This is a genomic window from Pedobacter gandavensis (assembly GCF_032678745.1).
Classification (GTDB): domain Bacteria; phylum Bacteroidota; class Bacteroidia; order Sphingobacteriales; family Sphingobacteriaceae; genus Pedobacter; species Pedobacter gandavensis_C.
The window spans coordinates 1,295,849-1,320,238 of the sequence record NZ_JAVTST010000001.1 but is presented as its reverse complement, the minus strand read 5'-3'; the positions used below and the strand labels follow the sequence as shown (position 1 = coordinate 1,320,238).

The 24,390-nt window shown below is 39.3% G+C and carries 17 protein-coding genes and 1 tRNA gene; 8 read left to right on the top strand and 10 right to left on the bottom strand.

Annotated features, from left to right (window positions below):
* Positions 1-14: 14 nt before the first annotated feature.
* The 3 genes from R2S10_RS05370 to R2S10_RS05360 form a co-directional block, all read right to left on the bottom strand.
* The gene (locus R2S10_RS05370) at positions 15-3,527 is read right to left on the bottom strand and encodes a SusC/RagA family TonB-linked outer membrane protein (RefSeq protein WP_316839415.1); all 3,513 of its coding nucleotides are present in this window, start codon (positions 3,525-3,527) and stop codon (positions 15-17) included.
* Between the two features lie 204 nt (positions 3,528-3,731).
* Entirely contained in the window at positions 3,732-4,895 is a 1,164-nt protein-coding gene (locus R2S10_RS05365; RefSeq protein WP_316839414.1) for a FecR family protein, read from the bottom strand.
* A gap of 70 nt (positions 4,896-4,965) precedes the next feature.
* Entirely contained in the window at positions 4,966-5,529 is a 564-nt protein-coding gene (locus tag R2S10_RS05360) for an RNA polymerase sigma factor (protein ID WP_182952610.1), read from the bottom strand.
* Between the two features lie 353 nt (positions 5,530-5,882).
* Between R2S10_RS05360 and R2S10_RS05355 the strand changes: the two genes are divergently transcribed.
* From R2S10_RS05355 to panB, 3 genes are all read left to right on the top strand, one after another.
* Complete coding sequence (locus tag R2S10_RS05355; RefSeq protein ID WP_316839413.1) at positions 5,883-6,851, top strand: GNAT family N-acetyltransferase; 969 nt, start codon at positions 5,883-5,885, stop codon at positions 6,849-6,851.
* A gap of 40 nt (positions 6,852-6,891) precedes the next feature.
* Positions 6,892-7,293 carry a PaaI family thioesterase gene (locus R2S10_RS05350; RefSeq protein ID WP_182952612.1) on the top strand — a complete coding sequence of 134 codons (402 nt, stop codon included), beginning with the start codon at positions 6,892-6,894 and terminating at the stop codon, positions 7,291-7,293.
* Positions 7,294-7,509: 216 nt separating this feature from the next.
* Positions 7,510-8,325, top strand: a complete 816-nt coding sequence (gene panB, locus R2S10_RS05345) for a 3-methyl-2-oxobutanoate hydroxymethyltransferase (protein ID WP_316839412.1) — start codon at positions 7,510-7,512, stop codon at positions 8,323-8,325.
* Between the two features lie 547 nt (positions 8,326-8,872).
* Here panB and R2S10_RS05340 read toward each other — a convergent pair.
* A complete protein-coding gene (locus R2S10_RS05340; protein WP_316839411.1) occupies positions 8,873-12,289 on the bottom strand; it encodes a DEAD/DEAH box helicase in 3,417 nt (1,138 codons plus the stop codon).
* Positions 12,279-13,652, bottom strand: a complete 1,374-nt coding sequence (locus R2S10_RS05335) for a HEPN domain-containing protein (protein ID WP_316839410.1) — start codon at positions 13,650-13,652, stop codon at positions 12,279-12,281. The genes R2S10_RS05340 and R2S10_RS05335 overlap by 11 nt, the downstream gene beginning before the upstream one ends.
* Positions 13,653-14,005: 353 nt before the next feature.
* On the opposite strand from R2S10_RS05335, the gene R2S10_RS05330 reads away from it, so the two are divergent.
* Positions 14,006-14,440, top strand: a complete 435-nt coding sequence (locus R2S10_RS05330) for a helix-turn-helix transcriptional regulator (RefSeq protein WP_316839409.1) — start codon at positions 14,006-14,008, stop codon at positions 14,438-14,440.
* An 855-nt stretch (positions 14,441-15,295) separates the two neighbouring features.
* The gene (locus R2S10_RS05325; protein ID WP_316839408.1) at positions 15,296-15,694 is read left to right on the top strand and encodes a hypothetical protein; all 399 of its coding nucleotides are present in this window, start codon (positions 15,296-15,298) and stop codon (positions 15,692-15,694) included.
* Positions 15,695-15,861: 167 nt separating this feature from the next.
* Here R2S10_RS05325 and R2S10_RS05320 read toward each other — a convergent pair.
* Positions 15,862-15,934 (bottom strand) — tRNA-Lys (locus R2S10_RS05320).
* Positions 15,935-16,416: 482 nt separating this feature from the next.
* Here R2S10_RS05320 and R2S10_RS05315 point away from each other — a divergent pair.
* Complete coding sequence (locus R2S10_RS05315) at positions 16,417-17,250, top strand: DUF6266 family protein (protein WP_316839407.1); 834 nt, start codon at positions 16,417-16,419, stop codon at positions 17,248-17,250.
* 120 nt (positions 17,251-17,370) lie between these two features.
* Here R2S10_RS05315 and bioB read toward each other — a convergent pair whose 3' ends face one another.
* Both bioB and R2S10_RS05305 read right to left on the bottom strand, forming a co-directional pair.
* The gene (bioB, locus tag R2S10_RS05310; protein WP_316839406.1) at positions 17,371-18,366 is read right to left on the bottom strand and encodes a biotin synthase BioB; all 996 of its coding nucleotides are present in this window, start codon (positions 18,364-18,366) and stop codon (positions 17,371-17,373) included.
* A gap of 39 nt (positions 18,367-18,405) precedes the next feature.
* Positions 18,406-19,017, bottom strand: a complete 612-nt coding sequence (locus tag R2S10_RS05305) for a hypothetical protein (RefSeq protein WP_316839405.1) — start codon at positions 19,015-19,017, stop codon at positions 18,406-18,408.
* Positions 19,018-19,084: 67 nt separating this feature from the next.
* Here R2S10_RS05305 and R2S10_RS05300 point away from each other — a divergent pair, with 67 nt between their 5' ends.
* The gene (locus R2S10_RS05300; protein ID WP_316839404.1) at positions 19,085-20,569 is read left to right on the top strand and encodes a PLP-dependent aminotransferase family protein; all 1,485 of its coding nucleotides are present in this window, start codon (positions 19,085-19,087) and stop codon (positions 20,567-20,569) included.
* A 23-nt stretch (positions 20,570-20,592) separates the two neighbouring features.
* Here R2S10_RS05300 and R2S10_RS05295 read toward each other — a convergent pair whose 3' ends face one another.
* A complete protein-coding gene (locus R2S10_RS05295; RefSeq protein ID WP_316839403.1) occupies positions 20,593-21,306 on the bottom strand; it encodes a hypothetical protein in 714 nt (237 codons plus the stop codon).
* 124 nt (positions 21,307-21,430) lie between these two features.
* Between R2S10_RS05295 and R2S10_RS05290 the strand changes: the two genes are divergently transcribed.
* Complete coding sequence (locus R2S10_RS05290) at positions 21,431-22,138, top strand: DNA alkylation repair protein (protein ID WP_316839402.1); 708 nt, start codon at positions 21,431-21,433, stop codon at positions 22,136-22,138.
* Positions 22,139-22,144: 6 nt separating this feature from the next.
* Here the strand turns inward: R2S10_RS05290 and R2S10_RS05285 are convergent, their stop codons facing one another.
* Positions 22,145-24,277 carry a TonB-dependent receptor domain-containing protein gene (locus R2S10_RS05285; protein WP_316839401.1) on the bottom strand — a complete coding sequence of 711 codons (2,133 nt, stop codon included), beginning with the start codon at positions 24,275-24,277 and terminating at the stop codon, positions 22,145-22,147.
* Positions 24,278-24,390 lie beyond the last annotated feature (113 nt).

Here is a 24,390-nt window from a genome sequence, read left to right as displayed (position 1 = left end):
ATTTAAATCCTTCCTTAGTAATTTGCCCTTAATCCAAAAGAGACAGTTTTTGCCGCAGGCATAGACCGGTTCCCAAAGTCAGGATCGATATGCTGCTTATTTGCTCTCCATAAAATTCCCAGATTGGAAATGTTGCTGAAAATATCCAGGCTTTTAACCGGGAGGCGCTTGTAATCTTCCCTGCGTAGGGAATAAGATAGGTTAATGTATTGCAGACGGATATGATCAGCCTTGAGTACATTAATTTCCGCATCCTGATAAAAGAAAGACCTAGCGCTGCTATTTGGATATACCATAGATGGGATATCGGTGATTAGCTCATCTCCAGGGTTTTGCCACCTTTTATTGTATTCAGCTGTAGGGGCAGATCCGGAAAATATCGAGGCATAATTCATGGCATCTTTCCTGAAGTAATAATTGAATTTATAAGAGATGGAAAAAGATAGATTAATGTTCTTGTAAGATAAATTATGATTAAAGGATCCGAACATTGTTGGGGTTGCAGAACCATTATAAACCAACTCATCTACCTTTACATTTTCGTTCATCGTATTGTAAGCAATGGATTTCTCTCCGTTCAGGTATCCTTGTGGATTTCCTTTAGCATCAAGACCAGCCCAACGCTGACTATAAACTGCATACACCGGTTTTCCTACTATGGCAAATAAACCACCTCTATCTGCGATTAAACCATTCATGTTCATGTTATAATACTCAGTAACCTCAGTCGTATTAAAGCTCATGATTAAAGATGGCCGCCATTTGAATGGGGAATTGATGACAGTTGCATTCAATTGAATATCTACTCCTTTGCCCTTCATATTAGCCACATTGGAAGTAATATAACCGGAATAACCCATAAGTGGGTCAACAGGGGTAGGTCCTAAAAGGTCCTTTGCATTTTTATGATAATACTCTACAGATCCACTAAAGCGGTTGTTTTGTAAGCCAAAATCAAGACCAAGATTAAACATACCTACTTTTTCCCATCTGAGGGTAGGATTGCCATAATTATAGATTCCTGCACTGGTTAGTCCCGAATAACGCTGCAGGTAAGTATCGTAGGAGATGGTGGTTACTGCAGATTGACTTGGGTCAATGGTTCCGCTATAACCGTAAGTCATCCTCATTTTTAAATAGGGAAGATTCCGGTCTTTATAAAACGATTCCTGATCAATGTTCCAACTCGCACCTACAGACCATAATGGACTCCATTTACTTCTGGTTTCTACACCAAATAGGTTAGATGCGTCACGTCGGACACTTCCTGAAACCGTATAACGGTGATCGTAGGTGTAGGCTGCATTTGCATAGACAGAAACATATCTTCCAGTTAAACCTGTGGTATTGCTACTTCCAGGGATCACATTGGTAAAACCACTGATAAAATCAGGATAGTCATTTACCAGATCCATCAAGGCAGAAGCCCCGGTACTTTCATCATAACCATAAATCCTATTTGCAATTCCACTTGTTTTGATCTGACGGACTTCTGCTCCCGCAATTGCTGTCAATTCATGCTTGGTGGAGAATAATTGGTTGTAGTTAACCTGGCCTCTCAGGTTGTTGGTAATAATGCTGTTATCGCGAAAGTCCCGGATTCCGCCTAAAGGGACAATGCGTTTTACTACTCCAGTTACCGGATCAATTTGGGTATATTTATTGATCATGTTCCGTGTAAAGAAACTATTGACGTCATTATAGGTAGCTGCATCTTGCTTTTGATCCTGATACTGGTATTTTACATCTGCACTAAAATTAGGATTGAACCTATAATTTAATCCTAACCCTCCCACAAAAGTATTGGTCTTACTGGTTATTTTAACAGACTTGTAATTTTCCAGGGGATAGTATTTCCAATCCAGTAGTTTTCCTCCGCCAGCAGTATCGATATAAGGCCCCCTGTATCTGTCGAAGGGCATTGCGTTACCATCTGCATCTGCAAGAGATTGATACATAAATTCCGTGCTGGAACTGGAAAAACCATTTCTTCCATTTTTAGTATTGGTACTTCCGTAACTAACATCTGTTGAGATTTCCAACCCTTTTATCGGGCGATAAGTATTAGAGGAGCGGAAAGTGATCCGGTCGTATGCACTGCTCAATACATCCTTATTTTTATCATAACCACCAGAGAAAAGATAGGTGATATCTTTGCTTCCGCCAGAAACGCTAAGGGAGTACTGCTGATTCACACCCGTTTTATAGACCAACCTGTTATAGTCATCCCGAATATCATGCCCACGTAAAGCATCAATCTTGGCATTGGCTTCTGCCGCGCTGATCTTTTTGTCTCTTTGAAGAATCAGAATTTCTATAACAGGCGGCAATGGATCCCTGTTGGTCTTGCTGTTTTCCCTGGCAGTGTAAAAGCCGTTTTTAAACAGCTGCTGCTGAAGGTCGATGAATTCACCGGAGCTCATGTTTTTAACGGCAAAGAGGTCCGGTTTTTCCTGAAGGGTTACTGTACTGCTGAAATTGATCTGAGCTGGTCTGTTATATTGCCCCTTGCGAGTAGTGATGACCACAACGCCATTGGCTGCTCTGGAACCCCAGATAGAAGCTGCAGCAGCATCTTTCAGGATCGTTACACTTTCTACATCATTTGGATTTAGGTTTTTTATGTCTCCTTCATAAGGGAAATTATCGACCACGATTAATGGATCTTGTATACCATTGATGGAACTTAATCCCCGGATGGTCATTTTCGGGCGATTGATGCCTCCACTTTTGTCAAATTGAATAGAGGTAATTCCCTCCAATCTGCTCATAATGTCTGGTCCAACTCTTAGATCAAGTTCTTTTTTATTCACTACCTCAAAAGATCCTGTGGCCCTTTCTTTACTCAGGCTTTGATAACCGGTATTTGCAGTGATCTGAACATCATCCAGTTTTTCGCTGTAAGGGGCCATAACAAGGTTCATGAATTGTTCCGCCTCTACAGGTAACTCCAGAGTTTTGAAACCAATAAACGAAGCGATAAGCGTTGATTTTGGCGATACGAATTTTAAGGAAAAGTTGCCGAAAGCATCGGAAATGGTCGAGTTTTCAGTATCCTGGATTCTAATGTTTACACCCGGAAGAGGCATTCCATCTTCATTGGTCGTTTTACCCGTAACAGTTATCCATGCATTATCAGATGAAGTTAGTGGTTTTAAAGGCTTTTTTCGGATGTAAATATTTCCTTTCTCCACCCCATATTCTAAAGGTTGTCCTTTCAATAACTCTTTGAGGGCTTTCTCAATAGGCAAGTCTTTAAAGCTCACAGTGACAGGAAGTGTGTTGGTCAGGATTTTTTCATTGTAAATCACTGAAGCACCGGTCTGTCTGATGATGTCTTTCAGAACTTTGTTAAAGCTGGCATCCTTTACCGTAATACTTGCAGTTCTTTGCTGTGCATTTACAGTAGATGTGGTAAAGAATAGTAATATGCAGAAGCTGGTAGATACCCAGCTTTTAAAATTTTTGAAAATAGAAAGGTTGACGAGAGCTTTTCGTTTCTCGGATAGGTTAAAGTATAAATACATACATTTGTTTAAGTTTAGGTGATAATGGTCTGTCGATAGATTAATTTTTTGCCTAACCTGGTTTTGGCTAAGGCCAGAACTCTGTCAGGAATGTTAGTAGCATTCCTGACTTTATTCCTATCGGGGTAATTTGTTTAGTTTTCTGAATTACTTTTAATCATTAAATTGGGTTAGGTGAATAATTGGACTATTATAGAGAGCTGCTTATGGCAGAACAATGATTTTTCTACCTTCGATTTTAAAATGGCATATGCCATTTCCTTCTATGAGTTTCAGTACTTCATCCAGCGTTTGGTCCTTACTGATACCTCCGCCAAATTTCCCCGGATTGGTGGTTAAACGATAATCGATGGTTACATCATACCAACGGGACAGCTGACGCATGATTTCAGGCAGCTCAGAATCTTCAAATTCAAAACGACCATTTTTCCATGCCATTACCTTGTCAAGGTCCGCGTTTTCAATAATTATACTATTGGTTTTTTTCTTAACAATAGATTCCTCACCAGGTTTAATCTTTCTGGAGTTGCTGCCTTTACTAACGTTTATAGAACCTTGTAGCAATGTGGTAGAGATCGCTTGTTCTTCTGGATAGGCCATCACATTAAAATGTGTTCCTAATACTTTTACCTCATGATCACCTGTTGTAACTTTAAATGGTAGGTTCTTAATATGCTTAACTTCAAAATAAGCTTCGCCCGTTAATTCGACCCTCCGTTCTTTAAGGGCAGTAAAACTTGCTGGATATCGAAGTGAGGAAGATGAATTAAGCCATACCTTTGTTCCATCAGGTAATTGCACCTGATATTGTCCGCCTTTAGGAGTTTCAATTTTATTGAAGGCAGCAATTGACCTGGTGTTCACTGGTTCTGTATTGGTTATGGTGTAAATTAATTGTCCATCTGTGGTTTTGCTGATTCGAACCCCATTCTGATTGCTGATATTGTTGGAGGCCTCATTATTTAAAAGGATTCGCTCTCCGTTTGATAGGGTCAGGTAAGCTTTATTTCCTCCGGGAGAAATTGGAGTGTTTGATGACACCTGGATTGTATTTACCTCCTCGGAAGAAAAGTGATGATATGCCAATCCTACACAAATCAGTATAGAGGCAGCAGCTGTAAGTTTCCAAGGTTGGAAAAGTTGCCTGGCACCAGGTCCTTTCGCGTTGAATTGGGTTGATGCATGCAGTTCTGACCAAATCTTAGCTCGCATTTTGTCATAGTCAGCTTCAGGTATCTCTTCCCGTTCGGCACTTGCAGAAATTTTATTGTACCAGTCTTCTACTAGTTTTTTTTCTTCAGCATTACAGGTTCCCTGAAGATAGCTTTCGTATAATTCCTCTGGTGTAGGGTTATTGTTTGTCATCATGCTCTATTATTCGGGATTTATAGAGGTAACGATTTGTTTAGCCGAAGGTAGTAGTGGAAATGAAAATAAATTAAAACAGGCTAAAAAATAGCTGAAATTTACCTTTTAACAGATGAAGGGCATTGCTGATTTGTTTTTTGACAGTCTTATCTGAAATTTCAAGTTGCTTGGATATTTCTTTATAGCTTTTGTGTTGTTCCCTGCTAAGTTTGAATATTTCTTTCATCCGCGGGCTAAGAAACTCAATTTCTTGTTCTATTTGCCTGGCAAGTTCTTTTTCAATAATGTGCTCATCAGCTGGGGGGCTTTGCTGTTCCATCATAAGCCTTAATGCAACTAAATATTTTGTTTTTACCTTGCAATGCTTTAAGTGATCCAGCACTTTATTCCGCGTAGCGGTGTATAAAAAAGCGGCGATGGGCTGGGTCGGCAGGAGGGATTCAGCTTTTATCCAAAATATGGTAAACACCTCCTGAACTACATCCTTTGCCTCTTCCTCATCCTGTAGTATTTTTTGAGCATGACGGAAAAGAATCGCCCAATAACGCTCATAAATCAACTCATAGGCATGTTTATCCCCAGATTGGAAGCAAAGTAGAAGTTGTTCATCACTAAGCGTTGGCAGCTGATTCATTGGTCTTGTTGTAAAAGGTAGGTCTAATTTGGAGGTTCAATATTAATGATATTTTTAGGATAGTTAACCAAATTTTAGCAAACTAAAATTTGCAAAAATCCTTTTCTTCTTGGATTTCTTCAGATTTTTGAGGTTTAATTTCACTTGTTGTCTTCTCATTTTTTAAGCTGTTTTCCGTAGTTAAATTTTTTTTATCCTAAAAAATCACTATGAAAATAGATCAGTAAATCTACATGATTTGCAATCCAACGTCATTATATAGCCCTATTCTCCTAAGTTATCCATCAAAAAAGTTTTGTAAATATAATTACTATTCTTAAGTTTGCATAACTAGTTATGTAATTAATTATACTATGGAGCTTTTTGAGAAAACAGGAAAGATGGCATTGGGTAGTCGTTTGCGTTTATTTACTGCAAGAATTACCGACGATTCTGCCAAAATTTATGAATTGTATCAAATCAATTTTATCCCGAAATGGTTTCCTGTGTTTTTTGTTTTGGCAGAAGGCAAGGAAAAAACGATCACAGAGATTGCAATTGAAATTGGACATTCTCAGCCCTCGGTGAGTAAGATTGTAAAAGAAATGATTGCAAAAGGATTATTGAAGGAAAACCAGAAAACTGTAGACAAGAGAAAAAATGTGGTTATTCTTTCAAAAATGGGAAAATCAATAGCTGAACGCCTTAATCAGCAGTGTGGAGATGTTGATGCTGCAATTGAGACTATCATTGCTGAAGCCCGACACAACCTCTGGGAAGCTCTGGCCGAATGGGAATATCTACTGGATCAAAAGTCTTTATTCAAGAGAGTGCAAGAGGAACGCAAAAGGAGAGAAAGTAAAGATGTGCAGATCGTTGAATTCCAGGATCAATATCAGGAAGCTTTTAAAGCACTCAACGAGCAATGGATTTCCAATTATTTTGAAATAGAAGAGGCGGACAATAAGGCATTAGATAATCCAAAATCATATATTTTGGATAAAGGAGGGAAGATTTTTGTAGCACTCTATAATGCTAAACCGGTGGGTGTATGTGCATTGATAAAGATGGATGATCCGGATTACCAATATGAAATGGCGAAAATGGCTGTATCTCCTGATGTACAAGGTAAAAGTATAGGTTGGTTGCTTGGACGGGCAGTGCTTAATGCTGCTAATGAACTAGGCGCATCGAAAATATACCTTGAAAGCAATACTTTGCTGAAACCTGCAATTAATCTTTACCATAAACTTGGATTCAAAAAAGTGGTTGGGCGTTTTACGCCTTATACTCGTTGTAATATTCAAATGGAGCTGGTCTTAAACAATGAAAATCAATCTTAATGTGTAAAGGGTGAAATTGGTTAATATAATTTAATCTACTATGGAAGACAGAATTAAGCAGAGTTTCGGTAAACAAAATCTAATGCAAACCTTAGGTGCAGAACTTGTCTCCATTGAAAGAGGCATGGTAAAAATTGCCTGCTCATTTTCAGATACACTTACCCAACAGCATGGATATTTTCATGCTGGTGTAGCTACCAGTATTCTCGATAGTGCATGTGGTTATGCGGCCCTCAGCATGATGCCCGAGAAGGCAGAGGTATTAACCGTAGAGTTTAAGGTAAACTTTTTAAGACCAGCAGACACGTCGAAACTTATAGCAATTGGCAAAGTACTGAAGTCTGGTAAAACACTGGTAATTTGCGAAGGTGAAGTTTATGATGAAGCAGAAGAAAGATTAATAGCTAAAATGACTGCAACCATGATAACTATAAATTCATGATTAATGCGCTTGGCTATATCGCCATTTTATTAAACATCGTTTCAATGGCAATGAAAAATATACTGTATTTACGAATTTGTTCATTGGTCGCTAATTCATTGTATATTTTATATGGCATTTTCCTAAATGCCATGCCCATAATATTTGGCGGTAGTATTGCTGTTATGCTCCATGCCTACAGAATCAAACAATTCATCAAGAATAACGAAAAAGATAATGTCACAACATAAAGAAATTAAGAAAATCACAACACATACCCTACAGGCCATGAAAGCAGGTGGCGAAAAGATCGCCATGCTAACTGCTTATGATTATTCAATGGCTACGGTTTTAGACCATGCAGGTCTGGACATCATACTAGTTGGTGATTCAGCTGCCAATGTAATGGCAGGTTATGAAACGACATTACCCATCACATTGGAACATATGATTTACCATGCACAGAGTGTAGTAAGGGCTGTGAAACGGGCACTTGTATTGGTTGATCTTCCTTTTGGCAGTTACCAGGGCAATCCAAAGCTGGCACTTAATTCCGCTATCCGAATCATGAAAGAAAGTGGCGCACACGGTGTCAAACTAGAGGGGGGAGCAGAAATTCTGGATTCAGTAAAACTAATTCTAAGTGCCGGAATCCCTGTCATGGGTCATTTGGGATTAATGCCGCAGTCCATTAATAAATACGGGACTTATGCACTTCGTGCAAAAGATGAGGTAGAGGCTAAAAAATTGATCACCGATGCAGAGATTCTACAACAGGCTGGATGCTTTGCTTTGTTACTGGAAAAGATCCCTGCATTACTCGGTAAACAAGTTTCCGAAAATCTCCATATTCCAACAATTGGTATAGGTGCAGGTAAATACTGTGATGGCCAGGTTTTAGTTGTACATGATATGCTTGGTCTGAATAAGGGTTTTAAACCTCGTTTTCTTAGGCAATATGCAGATATGTATGATGTAGTGGGCAATGCTGCAAAAAGCTATATCAAAGATGTAAAGTCTGTAGATTTTCCTAATGATACTGAACAATATTAAAGGAAGCAGCCTGTTCGAAACTGAAGTAACAAAAAATCCAATTCTGAAGATTAGGAGAAGAACAGCAAGGTTTCGTTTGGAAAAATTTCAGGTAATTATTTAATTGTTGGCTCATCCATCAGTTCTTTATTTAATTGATGATCCCTGTAAGGAATTCATTGATATAATGATGATAGCATAACTATTTTTCCCATATAGGAAATCAGTGGTTTCAAAAGTCCAAAATTTGAGTATCCAAATACTTAAGAGATGAATAGAGAAACCACTGTATTGGGATTCTTTCCTGCTTTGGAAGCGGGTTATGGAATTTTTTAGTTTTGAACATAGCTAGTTAGGGGAAGATTATAAGGTCAGAAGCGTATAAAGAATTTCAAGAGCTTGGAAACTTTGCTGTTTGGCCTTTTCTTAAACAAACAGACTACAATGAACAATTGAAGAAACAGCCATTCTTGATTGGTTGATACTCGATTTGAATTAAAATGAACAAGGCAGCAACTCTAATGAATCACCGCCTTGACACAGTTTGTTTTACATACCCGGTCATTATCTATCCAAATAATTTCAACAAATCATCTTTCCCAAAAGACTTCAATATTCCTGCATCCGTTGGGATCAATTCACCTGCGAGTTTTCTTTTTTTATCCTGTATAGCTAAGATTTTTTCTTCCAGGGTGCCCTTACAGATCATCCGGTAAGCCATCACATGTTTATCCTGTCCAATCCGGTAACAGCGGTCGATAGCCTGATTTTCTACTGCAGGATTCCACCAGGGGTCTACCAGGTATACATAATCAGCAGCAGTTAAGTTAAGCCCTGTTCCGCCGGCTTTTAAACTGATCAGAAATACCCTGCAAGCCTCATCTTCCTGAAAAGTGGTTGCAGCTGCTTTTCTCTTATCCAACTTGGTTTTACCATCCAGATAGGCATAAGGTATGCCTTGCTTTTCCAACTCTGTTCTGATCAGGGTCAACATTCCGGTGAAATTAGAAAACACCAATAGCTTGTGGCCCGTAGTTTTCTCCATGATGTGTTCCATCAGTTCCGCGATTTTACAGGAAGTCTCCTCAAAGGCAGGGGCATCTTTCATTAACACTGGTGAATTGCAAATCTGCCTGAGTTTCATTAACCCATCCAACACATATAGCTTAGAATTTTCCAGTCCGATGGCGTCAATCTTATCAGTCAGATAAGCTTTAAACCGTTTCCGGTACTGATCATAAATTTTTCGCTGGGCGGGCTCCATTTCGCACCATAGGGTCATTTCCGTTTTAGGCGGCAGATCAGTGACTACCTGTTTTTTGGTACGTCTTAAAATAAAAGGCTTCGTCATTTTTAGTAAAGTTTCCGTCCGCCCGACATCCTGGTCATCGCCCTTTGGCGAAAGATTGTCCTTAAACATTTTCATGCTTCCAAAAAAACCGGGGTTTACAAAATTCATCAGTGCATAGAGATCGGAAGCGCTATTTTCTACAGGAGTTCCGGTAAGCGCAAGTCTGTTCTGCGCCTCAAAGAGCGTCACCATTTTAAACTTTTGTGAGAAGGGGTTTTTAATGGCTTGTGCTTCGTCCAGGATCAGGCAATGATATTTGATGCTGCATAAAAACTTTACATCAACAGCAGCAGTGCCATAGGACGTAATAATAAGATCATATTTCATTAATTCAGATACCTTCTTCTCACGATCCGCTCCATGAAAAATCAGCACATTTAATTCAGGACAGAATTTATCGGCTTCATCCTGCCAGTTATAAAGTAAGGACGTGGGAACTATTAGCAGATGTGGGGCTGATGATAAGCCGTTGTTTTTGAGGTGTTGGAGCAGGGTAAGTACCTGTAAAGTTTTCCCCAGCCCCATATCGTCGGCCAACAGGCCTCCCCATTTTAAGGAATGCAGGTGACACATCCAGCTATAGCCCATTAACTGGTATGGCCGCAGGACGGCATTCACGTTGTCAGGAACTGGTACCAATGGTATTTTTTCCTGCTCACTGAACAGCTTTTCCCTTTCAGCTACCATATTTGCCAGATTAGGTCTTTCCGTTTTATTGTATAACTGATCAATTAGCGTGTAGTGTTGTCCGGCAAGTTTTACACCTTTTCTGGTCAGTGTACCACTTCGGAAAACCGAAGTCAACTGATTAAAAAAGGAATCGGGTAAATGCGCCATTTTTCCATTGGGCAGATACAAGGTAGTGGTACGACTTTTAAGGGCTTTCTGGATTTCTTCAGGGCTAAGCTTGATCTTGCCAAAAGTTACCGAAACCTCAACGTCAAACCAGCCTTTTTCTTCCTTTAAGTTTACAGATATGTCAGGCAATTCGATTTGGAAATCAATACCAGTAAGACTTTCCATGCCTGTAAAACTAACATTCGGGTCATTGAGGTAATGGATTGTTTTGGGAAACCAGAATTCATTTCTAATGGTGTCTTTTGACAGGTAAAAGTACGGTAATGCATCCTGCTTTTTAAATGCAGGGTGCATTGCCATGAAAAATGTTTTAAACGCCATTTCATTTGCCTTGTCTCGCTGCAGCACCTGAACTAAGCCATTTTTAAATTGGAGCATTTCAGTACCACCGGATTGAACCGCTACCTCAAAACCTTCACTATAAACAATGGTAGGCATAAAGGCAACATACTCACCTTTATCTTCAACCCTGATTTGAGTTGATTTAGGGATTAATATCATTGACTCTGTTTCTTTTGCCAGTTGGAAAGTTATTGGATAATTAAGTGCAAGTTTTGATAAAATGTCTTTGTTAAAGTTTTTAAAGTCCTTCTGAAGGATGGTAAAGATTCCCCCTGCCTTAACCAATTCGCCTATTGCCTTCCCTTCTTCCAGGCTAAAGAACTGGTAAAATATCCCCGGGGCATGTTTCAGGGAAAAGAAAAATGGCTCTTTTGGAGGTAATACCTCATCGACTTCAGCATCTTGCCCGTTTACACAGGCATTATAGCGTAGTTGGTAATGCCCCTCATGTTCGGATAGCTTAAAACTAAATGAAACCAGATCATTTGCTAAAGATATCGGTCTCATGGTGTTTTTTGCAAGATTTCCCTTAAAAGGCAGCTTTTGGTGAAAACGATGGTAAAAAAGATGTTTTTGGCCCTTTAGCGTAGGAATTATCCTTTTCCATTCATTGAAAGCAATCTGCTGCATCTCTGTTTTTTCTTCATTGCTGACATACCTGCTTTGCTTATGTGCTTTTTCGAAATTTAGGAGCCGACTGAAATCAACACTATGGGAATGCAGTAGTTTCTCTGCTGAATTTAGTCGTTCCGGTGCTAATGCAGGATCATAAAAGTTACCAAAGGATTTTACATCTTTTTTTTCGGTATTTATTATTGCCCTGCAAGGAATTAGAAAAGGAACTGAAAAATCATAATGCGCTGCTATGGCATAGGCAACTATGGTTGATTCTTCTTCTTCAATTTTTGTTGGAGAGAGGCAAAATGAATGATATGATGCAAAAATTTCCGCATTTATGTCATCCTCAAAGTTGTAAATGTGGCCATACTCTGGCTTAGGAACAGCCTTAACATCATGTTCATAGTGAGGTTTCAGCGTTAGGTACTTATCAAAGAAAATTGGATCTGAAAAAGGGTGTTTTTTAAAGTACTCGAAGAATTCGTGATCCTTTCTCTCTATCATGCGGGTAAATAGTCTGGTTACGTGGGGGCAAAGCCGGATTACTTCGCTGCCGCAATTGCAGGATACCAGAAGATAGTCTTTGATCATGTTAATTTCCTGGTCATAGTGCTCAGGCCAACCTGAACGTATGGTAACTGTCCGGCCTTTAAAGTTTATAGTTTTATAGTTGAAATATGAATTGTTTTCAATTATTGATTCCTCTACTGCAAACAAATCGGCAGGATCAGGCAGTTTTGTATCCTTATTCAATTTTAGTTTATAAGGAGTAGAGGCTTTCCTTAATGGAGTATCTTGTGTGTCCTTATTGCTCATTTTTGGCAGTATTTAGTAAGCGTTCGTATCTGTCCATCCAGTTCAGAAAGGTTTCTTCGGCTGTGTCATGCATAGTTTTAACCTTTTCAAAAAGAATATTTAAGTCTTGAGTATCGATGTTGTATTTTTCGGAATACCTGTAACCCAGGTAAGCACCTTCAAATACTGTTAGCAGGCGTTCATCTTCGGCACTGCCATTGTTCATTTGAAGTGCTAATTTAGGGCTGAGGCGCAGGCTGAACCGGAGCAGTATTCCTATGCTATGCGTCGACTTATCCTGGGTGGTTAGTGACTTGATTAAAGCATTTATGCATAACTCTGCTGCCTGGTGCAGCATGAAGGCCGATAATATCACGTTGTTATTCCGGTAAGCCTCAGCAGCAGTATAAAAAGTTCTGGCTTTTGTAAATCCGGCATAAAAATCATGATTGGTTTTTTTTATTTTTTCTTGTCTTCTGTCCGTTCTTAATTTTGGGAGGGGCTTACTGGTATCGTGATAAACCAGGCTTTCGGTATTACAGGCCATGCTGAAATAGATATGGCCCTCAGTCACCATTTTATGGAAAAATGTACTTTTAAATAAGGTGCAGCTTAAATGAAGGTGCTTTAAAAAGACAAAATTAATCACCCTTTTAATTTCCTCGAATTTTTGCGGGTATTCTTCAGGGATAACCAGTATCAGATCGGCATGGTCTCTGCCATCGTTGTCGGTTTGGTGGTTTAGGCAATAGATCATTTCCGGCTCAATCACATCTGCTATGAAGTTAATTACTGCCGAAAGGCTCTTTTTTTCTTCTTCCTCAGTCTTGAAATCCCCGGCATGATGTAATAGTATATAAGGCAGTGATTTTGTTTCACAGATCAAACGCATGGCCTCTATCATCTTAGCTATATATTCACTGATCAGTACTGATTCATGTAATTTTGAATTATAGCTTTTATCTAAGCTGGTTTTCCCGTGGCTACAGTTCAAAAGCGCATCTAAAATCCCTCTCCAGGCTTCCAAATCCCTATAGTTGAAGAACTCTTCAAAAAACAAACGAATATTATTTACCTCTATATCTGATAGTGTGGGGAAATTTAAAGCGGAAAAAGGGCGGTCACAAAATCTGTAAAGCGGGTGATTAATTCTTAGTTTAAAATCTTCCTGACTATCCTGTAGCACATGAGCCAGCTCTAATAGCTTGAGAAACTGTTGATGGTTGTGATGATGGTTTTTCTGGTTGCCGTAGTATCGATCGGAACAGGCTGTTTTTACCAGGTCAATCATTCCAAAACGGAAAGACTCCATGTTGTTTTCATCACAGTAGAAAAAGGAGGCAATTTGGTAATGCGGATTGTTAATTGTTGGTTGTAGTTTCATGTTAGGCTTTAATTAGTTCAAGCCAAAGAACCAAAACCCAACATGTCTATATTAATCTTTAAGCTCATTTTTTAGACGCTTTGACGCATTTTTTAGATGCTGATATAGTCAGGGGAAATCAATCATTATAGTTATATTCGTTTAGTAACTCATTTACACCACCTGGCCGGCTTTCAAAAGCTTGCAGCAGCACCATTTCCAGCAGCTGAATTAAATACACCTCTTTTTAATAAAAAAATATCCTGGTATTGTTCCTTAAGAGCCCGGGTATTCGTTGGTGTGGATAAAACCTATTGGCTGATTTATTTTTAATACACAACTGAAGAATTAATTTTTTGATTTATATAGATTATATGAGTAGTAGAACTGATCGGTCAAATAAAGCCCATGAAGGCAGAAATATTAAGCGATTCCGTGAAATGATGGGGATTAAACAGGAGGGGCTTGCCGCTTCTTTGGGCGAGGAATGGAGCCAGAAAAAGATTTCAGTCCTGGAATCAAGGGAAAAGATTGATGAAGGTCTTTTGGAGAAAATTGCTGGAATATTAAATGTGCCGGAAGCAGCGATCAGGAATTTTGATGAGGAAACTGCTATTTATAATATTCAGAATAATTATGAAGGTTCATCAAGCAACTATAGCGGGTTACAACAGTGTACTTTCAATCCATTAGATAAACTAATTGAAACAGTAGACGAACTTAAAAAACTTCATGCACAAAAGGACGCACTTTATGAGCGTTTATTGAATTGCAGGAGGATAGATAAGTATGATGAAATTGAGTATTAGTTGTTTTTTGGAACCAAACCAGTTTCTGATTGTTTTTTATTGGTGTTTTCAGAAAAAAGAATTCACCGAGGTGGGGAGAGGATATGGAAACTAACGACATTCCTTGCGTATAGTCATAGTCTGTTAGTTGTAATGTTTATACCAGGTAAACAACAAATACAGCTGATGGTTTTAATAACAATAAAACTTCTTCGTTGAAACGATTAAAATAGTACGAATTTTATTCACCTTAGCAGAGAAATATGAAGACAATAGTTTTCAGGAGCAATGACAACGACAGCTAAAGTTATGTGGTTACTAGTCAACAAATCAAAGCATATGTAAATTCGTTGAAGGACATTTTGCCAAAGTCGGAACCAACTAAGAAAGAGACACCGTCGAAAGAAAAAAGAAGGCGATAAGGATAAAAAGAAAAAAACAAGATGGATATGAATGTTTACACGCTAATAACAGTTATTATTTTCATTCTTTATGGTTATTCTTTACTTAGAACCCATGCTATTATAAAAGATTTAACTAAGATAATTGAAGTACCTCGCCATTGGAGTGGTCGGATTAATGTAAAAGAACTTAAGGAACTCCGATTATTGACAAATGATGTTTCAGTTTTAAAGCAGGTAAATGAGGCTATTTTTTTGTTAAATATGAGTAAGTATGTAATCTATGGAGGATTCAGTCTATTTATAATCTTAATGATGTTTCGCTAATTTATGACAGATTTCTACTAGATTACCGTTCTTTGGTATGGTTACAGCAGAGGCTATAATCCAAAGAGCCGACCAGCAGTTTCCACATTGTGGGATTGTCTGCAAAATTTAGGTTTTATCCAAAATGACTGGAATCAACGATTAAGGAATGAAAAGAAACGAATTAAGATTGGGTAACTATGTGATTGCCGTTGATAATGTATTTGCTGAAGTCCTTAGAATAGATACATCAAAAATAACAATGTTGAATTACCCGTTTACGGATATTATACCTTTTTCTCAGCCGGCTGATGTTCTTAAGCCCATTCCCATAACAAAAGAATGGCTGGTGACCGAGTTCGGGTTTAATGACAATGGAGATGGTTATTATCAACATCCAGATTACAATTTTTTCTTATATCATATTGAAGAGGATGAGTATTTCGAATGTTATAAACAGGTGCCGGCAAATGACGATACAGGTGATTTTAAACCCCTACAGCATGTTCATAAATTGCAGAACTTGTTTTATGAATTATTTGATGAGGAACTGGAGGGGAAATTTTAATTTTTCCATATTTCCTGAATTGACTACTGAGTGGATGCTATTTTCAATTAGAGGATATGTCTTATAATATCAAGCATGCTGATGTGACCCATATGGTCGTTATGGGATGTTGGAAAATGAAGAAATATTTTTAACACAAAAAGCCTCAGATTTCTCTGAGGCTTTCGTGATCCCGCTGGGATTCGAACCCAGGACCACTACATTAAAAGTGTAATGCTCTACCAGCTGAGCTACGGAATCAATTATGTTCCCTTGTTTCGGGATTGCAAAGATAGAAAAAAATATTAAAAAACAATTAATTAAGAATAAAATTATCATAATAAACCGCCTTTATCTACGTTTTAATACCTTATTTTTGTACTATCTATTTGATCATCAGTAATTTGTTTGACGATAAAAAATTGAATAAATTATTCCATTCTGCTAGAAAAGAGCCACAATTCAAGTAGCATCAATAAAACATCTCTAATTTAAAGAATAAGAGGAGAGACGTTCCCTTCGGACTGCATAGTATATCAGGTCGTATTGCTCTTTAATTTACTAAGACTTTAATAAGTATCAAATAGGTGGTTGATAGGTCATTCATTGGTCTAAATGACCATTCAAGGACTATTTGATGCCCTAAATACTATTAATTTAATTTAACCTCAACTTGAGCTTATATTAAAAGGGAATCGTATCTTACAACTGCAAACTGTTGTAAATCAATTAAAAACGTGCTTATGGGTAGTTTAAATAATGGATTATTTGGAGGATTTACTGGTCGGGTGGGCAACCTGGTCGGTTATGTTTTAAACGGAAAGGTAATTGTCCGAACAATCGGACATAGCGGAAAGGCCTTAACTCCGGCAAGAAAAGCCAATTGTGAGAAAATGACGGTAGTAAATGAATTCTTAAGAGCTCATTTAAACTTTATCCGTACAGGATTTAAATTAATCACTGCCGGAACAGATCAGAATTTTTACAATGCAGCAGTATCCTACAATAAAAAACACGCTGTACAAGGAACATATCCAAACATCTCGATCGACTATTCAAAAGCCCTATTGAGCATGGGAAGCCTATTAAATGCAGGTAAAACCGAGATTTCTAAACATGCAGATGGTATAGAATTCAAATGGGAAGTTCCTGCAGACCTACTCTGGGAGCATAGAAACGATCGTGCCATGTTACTCATCCATTTTCCTGATGCAAAAGTCTCTACTGCGGTAATGAGTGGATCTAGAAGACATGAAGGGCGGGAGGTGGTCGCAATAGACCCAAGCCTTGCAGGAAGTCGCATGGAGGCCTATATTTCTTTCGTCAATGAGGATGCAACAGAAATTTCAGACAGTGTACATGCAGGATCTTTGAACTTAAAATCAATGGAATCGGAAAACTCTTCTGAAGAACCACAAGAAAAACCGACTACATCCAGCAATAAGACCACTAAAACTGATCAGGATAAAAGATCCCTTAAGAAACAAGTATTTAAAACACCGCATAACAAAAAAATAAACCAAAAAATCAGTCTATTAAGTCGGTTTTCAAAGCAAAAAGACAGTCCGCCCTCTTGATCAGTAGATAAAAGGAAATTTATGGGAATATTCCATACCATAGGGTATAAAAAAAGGAGAGAAGGGCAAAACTTCATCTCCTTTAATGTCAATAATCCTGACATTTAACCCCCCTAAGGGCTATGCTTTGACAGTAGCCGAAGCTACCCTGTCTTTCTGCATTGGTTTTAAGCCTAGCAATTCAAACATCTTACGGTCGTCGTCTAATTTTGGATTCGGTGTCACCAGCATTTCTTCACTTTCACTCGTGAAAATTGAATTTGCACCTGCCATGAAGCACCAGCTTTGCTCTTCAGTAGTCATCTCTGCTCTTCCTGCGCTCAACCTCACCATTGCTTTTGGCATCAGGATTCTTGCAGTAGCAATCATTCTCACCATTTCCCAGGTATCTACTTTTGGTAAATCTGCTAAAGGTGTTCCTTTTACCCTTGCTAAGGCATTCACAGGCACTGATTCTGGATGCTGCACTAAATTTGATAAAGTATGGAGCATATGGATTCTATCCTCATGAGTTTCCCCAAGACCAATAATCCCACCTGAACATACTGAAATCCCTGCTTTGCGAACATTGTTCAACGTTGATAAACGATCATCATACGTCCTGGTATTGATGATTTCCTGATAGTATTCTTTTGAAGTATCCAGGTTGTGGTTGTAAGCGTACAATCCAGCCTCCTGCAACCTTTCAGCTTGCGCTTCATTGATCATTCCTAAGGTACAGCAAACCTCCAGACCGATTTCATTCACACCTTTTACCATTTCAATAATTTTGTCGAAATCACGGTTGTCGCGCACCTCGCGCCATGCTGCAGCCATACAGAAACGGGAAGAACCTGCATCTTTAGCTCTTTGTGCGATGGCAACCACATCATCTTTGTCCATCAATGCTTTTACTGTGATACCGGTATGGTAACGTGCCGCCTGACCGCAGTAAGAGCAATCTTCCGGACATCCGCCAGTTTTTACAGAAAGTAAGGTGCAAACCTGAACTTCACTGGCTTTATGCCATTCCCGGTGTACCGTGGCCGCCTGATACACAAGTTCCAATAAAGGCTGGTGGTAAATGTTTTCTATTTCCTGGATAGACCAGTCGTTACGTATGCTATTAGTACTCATTTGATATATTTTTCGTTGGTTGTCGATATGGATAAGGGATTAAGCGGGTATGTTCTTCGAGAGATCAGCAATCCAGTTGTGGTATAATCTGCTTTCTATAGCAATGATTTCTTTCGCATGTTCTTCCCAGGAAGGAGAGAAGGTTTTCAATTGAACAATCATTTCTTCTAAATGACCCTGTTCTTCTAAAATGATGGATCTTACGCTTACTTTACTATTGTTTTTACTTAAAACGTCCTGATAAATCGGGTAAATCTCATCCGCCCGCACTTCAATTGCATAAGTCACCAGTAGGTATGCAGCAAATTTCAATGCTGATCCATGCAGTTGTAAAGTGTCTTTTAAATAGCGACTGGTCAGTAGATCCAGTTTGTTTAAGTAGTATTTACTACTGTATGGTGCCAATAGGTAGTCCGGTTCATACGTCGGACAAGCAGATGCATTTAAACGGGTAATTTGTTTTTTCAGATAGAAGGCATGACGGTGTTCTTCAGCCGCATGTTTTAAGACCATATAGGTCGATGTTTCCGGCTGTTCGTTCGCAGAGATCTTTCTAGCCCCGATATTTTCCTGTAAAGAGAGGGTGTTGAGGAAACGGGCATGCACTTCATCATCGTTCACTATCTGTTGCAGCAATTCTTCTAATTCCATTGATTTCATTTGTTTGTGTCAAAAGTATTACCTTGCCGGACAGTTAATAGGTACCAGTTTTAAGTTTATGAGTAGTCCGGTTCAAATTCCATTTCAAAGCATCATCCGTATCGATCGTTTATTAGATCGTCCGGTATACCTTCAGATCGCCCATCAAATGATCAATGCGATACAAAGGGCGGTACTTTTACCGGGAGTTCAGTTGCCTGGCACCAGAAGCCTGGCAAAAGACCTGGATGTCCATAGAAAAACGATAATTGCGGCTTATGATGAGCTGGATGCACAAGGATGGACGGAAATCAAGCCAAATAAGGGCACTTTCGTCAGTAGCAAGGGTCCGCAGGAAAATACGGCACTGCAACCTTACGATGAAAAGTTTCTGACTAGTTATCCAGCGGAAACCGGCTACCGATTTAAGCAAAGTATCCTGTTGGATGTGCTAACCGTAACAGCTCCTGTCGGATTGGAGTTTAATGATGGCCTACCCGATATCAGGCTCCTGCCTCTGGAACGGTTGTCTAAAGTGTATGGTGGAATTCTAAAAAGTAAAACCAATTACAAGCATTTTGGCTATTCACATGTCGAGGGGAACGAATACTTCCGGGAAACTTTGGCGCAATACCTCAACAATACCAGAGGTTTACACATCAATAAAAACAATATCCTGACCACCAGAGGGATTCATATGAGTATTTACATGGCTTCCAGTATGTTGATCGAGCCTGGAGATCTGGTTATTGTGGGTGATTTGAGTTATTACCTAGCCAATATGTGTTTCCAGCAATCCGGAGGCAAAATAATTTCTGTACCGGTAGATGCAGATGGAATATCTGTGGAAGCCATAAGAGAACTTTGTAAAACGAAGAAAATAAGGATGCTATATTTGACGCCACATCACCATTACCCAACTACGGTTACCCTCAGTGCCGAAAGAAGGGTAGAATTGTTGCAGTTGGCGCAATTACATGGCTTCATCATCCTGGAAGACGACTACGACTACGATTTTCACTATAATGGAAATTCAGTATTGCCCCTTGCCAGTGCAGATACGAATGGGATGGTAGTATATATAGGATCTTTCTGTAAATCGCTGGCACCAGGATTTAGATCCGGTTATTTGATCGCTCCTGAAAACCTGATTCGGGAAATGGCGAAATTCCGCAGACTGGTAGACCGCCAGGGTGATATGTTGATGGAACAGGCATTGGCGGAACTGCTGGAGGAAAAGGAAATTCAGCGGCACCTTAAAAAGGCAGTGAAAATTTATCAGGAAAGGAGGGATGTTTTTACGGAACTCCTGCAAAATGAGCTTGGAGAAGAGCTGAGCTTTGCTTCGCCACCCGGCGGATTATCCGTATGGACAAAATGGAACCCCCAGCTCAACCTGATGAGGATCAGTAAAAACTGCCTGAAAAGGAACCTGCACCTGCCTCAGGAATTGTTGTATCAGACGGATAATTTTACTGCCATGAGATTGGGCTTCGGAAATCTGAGTACCCAGGAATTGGAAGAAGCAGTTCATATTTTATCACTCGCGGTCAAAGAATCATAGTATCCGTATTTTTCTTAACTGATTCAAGAACGGATTTTTATGAGCAATTGCCTGATGGAAACCAGATGGCCAAACAATACAATAGGTACAATAAAAGTTGGAAGCCATACAAAAGGAAAATTTGGTAATGCAATATTGGGTTGCTCAAATGCGAACTTCTGAAAAGGTGTAATGGACGAGAACAAAGCAATAATGATAATGTTAATCAGCAGCGCCAGACAAATGAAATTCCATGTAAGAATGATTCTGGAACCTAAAATCCCTTTCTTTATACCGTAAATCGCTATTAATGGCGCGGTAATACCAGCTAGAATATCAAAATTTCTACCTTCAAACGTCATCATTTCAGGAACGACCTTATTTAAAAATAACAGGTAAAGCACAATTTCTACAGGAATACGGATGATGTTTAAATGAGTAATTCTTTCTAAGGGAAGACTATCGATGAAAATTCTGCCTTTGCGACTAATAAATAAGGAAAGGATAACCAGCAACATCGGCAGGATGCCCAGCAACATAATCTTTGGTGGTATACTGTTTGTGTCAGCACTATATAGCTCATTTATGGCTAAACTGGCTTGTAAAACCAACCATAAGGATAGTAGAGTGGTGATAAGGCCCGCTTTACCCTGAATTGAAGCAGAAGAACCACTTATTGTCCAATGAAACAAGATTAGCATTAAGATCGTAGTTAAGCTAAAAAAAATAGGCAGGTAGACTGGTAGATATTCAAGCATGATCATGAGTTTTAGCGCAAGGCTAATATAACCATTCTATTGTTGTAGTAAGCTTTCACCAGATTTTATCTTAAATTCGAATAAGGAAGATGCGAATTAAGGAACGACCTAAAAAGATAGCCGTATGACTGTACAAGAAATCATGGAGGAGTTGAAAGCCAAAGGCTCCGAGCAGATCAAAAACATTTTATTGAAACATGGCGTAAGGGAACCTTTTTTCGGCGTAAGAGTTGGGGATATGAAACCGATCCAGAAAAAGATTAAAATGGATTACCAGCTCGCAAAAGACCTTTATGCGACTGGAAATGCAGATGCGATGTATCTCGCCGGTTTAATTGCCGACGATAAGAAGATGACAAAAGAAGAGCTGCAGCTTTGGGTAACGCAAGCCATTTCGTCTAATATTGGAGAATATACAGTGCCATGGGTTACTGCAGGGAGTCGTTTCGGATGGGAATTGGCCTTAGAATGGATCGATGATAAAGAAGAACACATCGTCGCTGCTGGTTGGGCAACGCTGAGTAATCTGGTTGCCTTGAAGCCAGATGATGAACTGGATATTCCCAAGCTGAAAGCATTGTTAGAACGGGTGGTTCGGGAGATACCCCTAGCGACCAACCGGGTTCGATATCAAATGAATGGTTTTATCATTTCGGTAGGCGCCTATGTAGCAGCCTTAACTGCTGCTGCAATTGAGGCTGCTAAAGAGATCGGCATCATTACCGTTGATATGAACGGTACTTCTTGTAAAGTCCCAAATGCCACTGATTATATTTTGAAAATAAAAGACAAAGGGGCAATTGGGAAAAAGAAGAAAACGGTAAAGTGTTAAAATAGACTAACTCCGGTTTCCGGTTTTTGCCTGACGTACCGTCTGGCCTTCCTTATTGTTGAATTTATAAACGAAACTGATGCGGTAACGCGCAGCATTCGGAATGTTTACCTGATGAAGCTGGTAATTACTGCCAGTGGTATTCGTCTTAAATTTACGGGAATTTAAAATATTGGTTCCATCAATCACGATACTGGCATGTTGCTTAAACAGGTTTTTACTGATTGCAAGGTCTAAGCCCTGAACTGCTGCCGTTCTGCTCTGTGCATTTTTTTCTGCACTGCTAAAATTGTAGCGACCCTGAAAAGCAAAACGCATTGGGAGTTTCAAACCTACACTCAGTCGACTGGTAGCTATGGTTCCGGAAAAATCATAATCCTGCTCCTGATAAAATCCACGCTGCTTAAAGGCGTAAACATTCATTTCTGCACTGAGCTGCAAGACCTTTACAGGTTGATACTGGATGGAGATTTCTAAACCTTTACGGATTTCCTGATCAATGTTAATAGGGCTGGTGATGAAGGTGTTTCCTGCTCTTAAATAAGTATAGTCTTGAATTGGATCTGCAATGGATTGGTAATATACAGATGGATTGAAGCTGATATCTTGCCAGCGCTGTAAAAAGCCCAGCTCAAAAACATTGGCATAAGAAGGGTTTAAGTTTGGATTCCCCGTGTATTGTGCGTTGAAATCGGTAATCTCATTAAATGGATACAATAGGAAAAGCGAAGGCCTGTTGATCCGTTTGCTATAGCTCAACTGCAACGTTGTACCCGCTTTAAACTGGTAACCGAGATGAACTGTTGGGAATAAACGGAGGTAATCCTTTTGGTGATGAAAGCTATGGGCATCATCCTCAATGCGGACTTTAGTCCCTTCTGCACGTAAACCCAGAAGGTAAGAAAACTGATGCCATTTGCTGTTGAATTGCGCATAGCCACTCCCAATCAGCTCTTTGTAAGTTAAGCTGTTGTTGATTTGGTCTAGCACTGTCCAGTCATTTCCTTCCTGTTTTTCAGCGAGATAATCACTGCTTACACGTCTGTTTTCTAACTTCAAGCCAAATTCAAATACGGAATTCGAATCTACAGGCTGTACGAAATCTGTCTGTAAAAGAAAATCCTTACTCGCTCCTGAAGCTCTTGTTCTAATTCCTGGCAGGACTTCCTCCTGAGGTAAAGTTCTTTTGGTATTCAGATTCCAATCTTTCTCACTGTTCCAGAAATCGTATTGTAGGTCTATACTGAACTTCTTTCTTGGCGCTGAAAAACTGCGGGTATAGTTGAATTCCAGTTGGTTGTAAGACCTTTTTTCTCTGGATTCTCCATGTCTGGTTAAGGCGCTGTCTGCATTTTGATTGCGGTATTCATAGTTTAAAGCGGTTTTATCGTGGTCTTTTGTCGCATTTTTTAAGAATGCAGCAGTGATGGTATTGCTTTCATTCAGGAAATAATCAGCTCCAAGGTATAGGAGCTTCCCATCGTCATGACGGTCTTCTTTTTTTAACTGTCGGTAAACAGATGTGGGTTGATCCTGACGGAAAATCGATTGCTCCGAACGGTACAGTCCATCATAATCCGTGTTGCGTAGACCAAAAGTGGAGAACAAATTGATCTTATCTGATTTGTAGTTCAGACTCGGATTTACCCTGCTGTCATTAGGAAGACCGCCCTGGACTTTTACCTGACCAGTAAAACCAGCTTTATTGTTTTTCTTTAGGATGATATTGATGATTCCGGCGGCACCGGCAGCATCATAACGCGCAGATGGGTTACTAATGACTTCTACACGGTCAATCTGACTGGCAGGAATCTGATCGAGTGCATTACTCTGGGTTAAGCCTGTTTTGCGGCCATTGATTAGGATCAGTACACTACTATTTCCTCTTAAACTAACCACACCATTCGGACTAACGGCTACTGAAGGGAGGTTGTTAAGTAATTCATTGGCAGAGCCATTTTGAGATAGAAGGTCTTTGCCAACTACAAATATTTTCTTGTCTAACTTCAGACTAATTCCGGGTTTATCCACTGTAATGGATACTTCTTTCAAGGTGTCAACTTTTTTAATGTCAGTTTGCTGTGCTGTTGCTGCTAAAAAACAACTTAGTGATAAAAGGAAAAATATCAGTAGTTTCATGGTGGTTTTGATTTATACCACAAGATTAAGAAGCGGAATTATTTATATAGGATTAAAACGTGTCAACTGCTCTATATCCTTTTGAACTGCATTTTTCTCCTTGATTTTCCGCC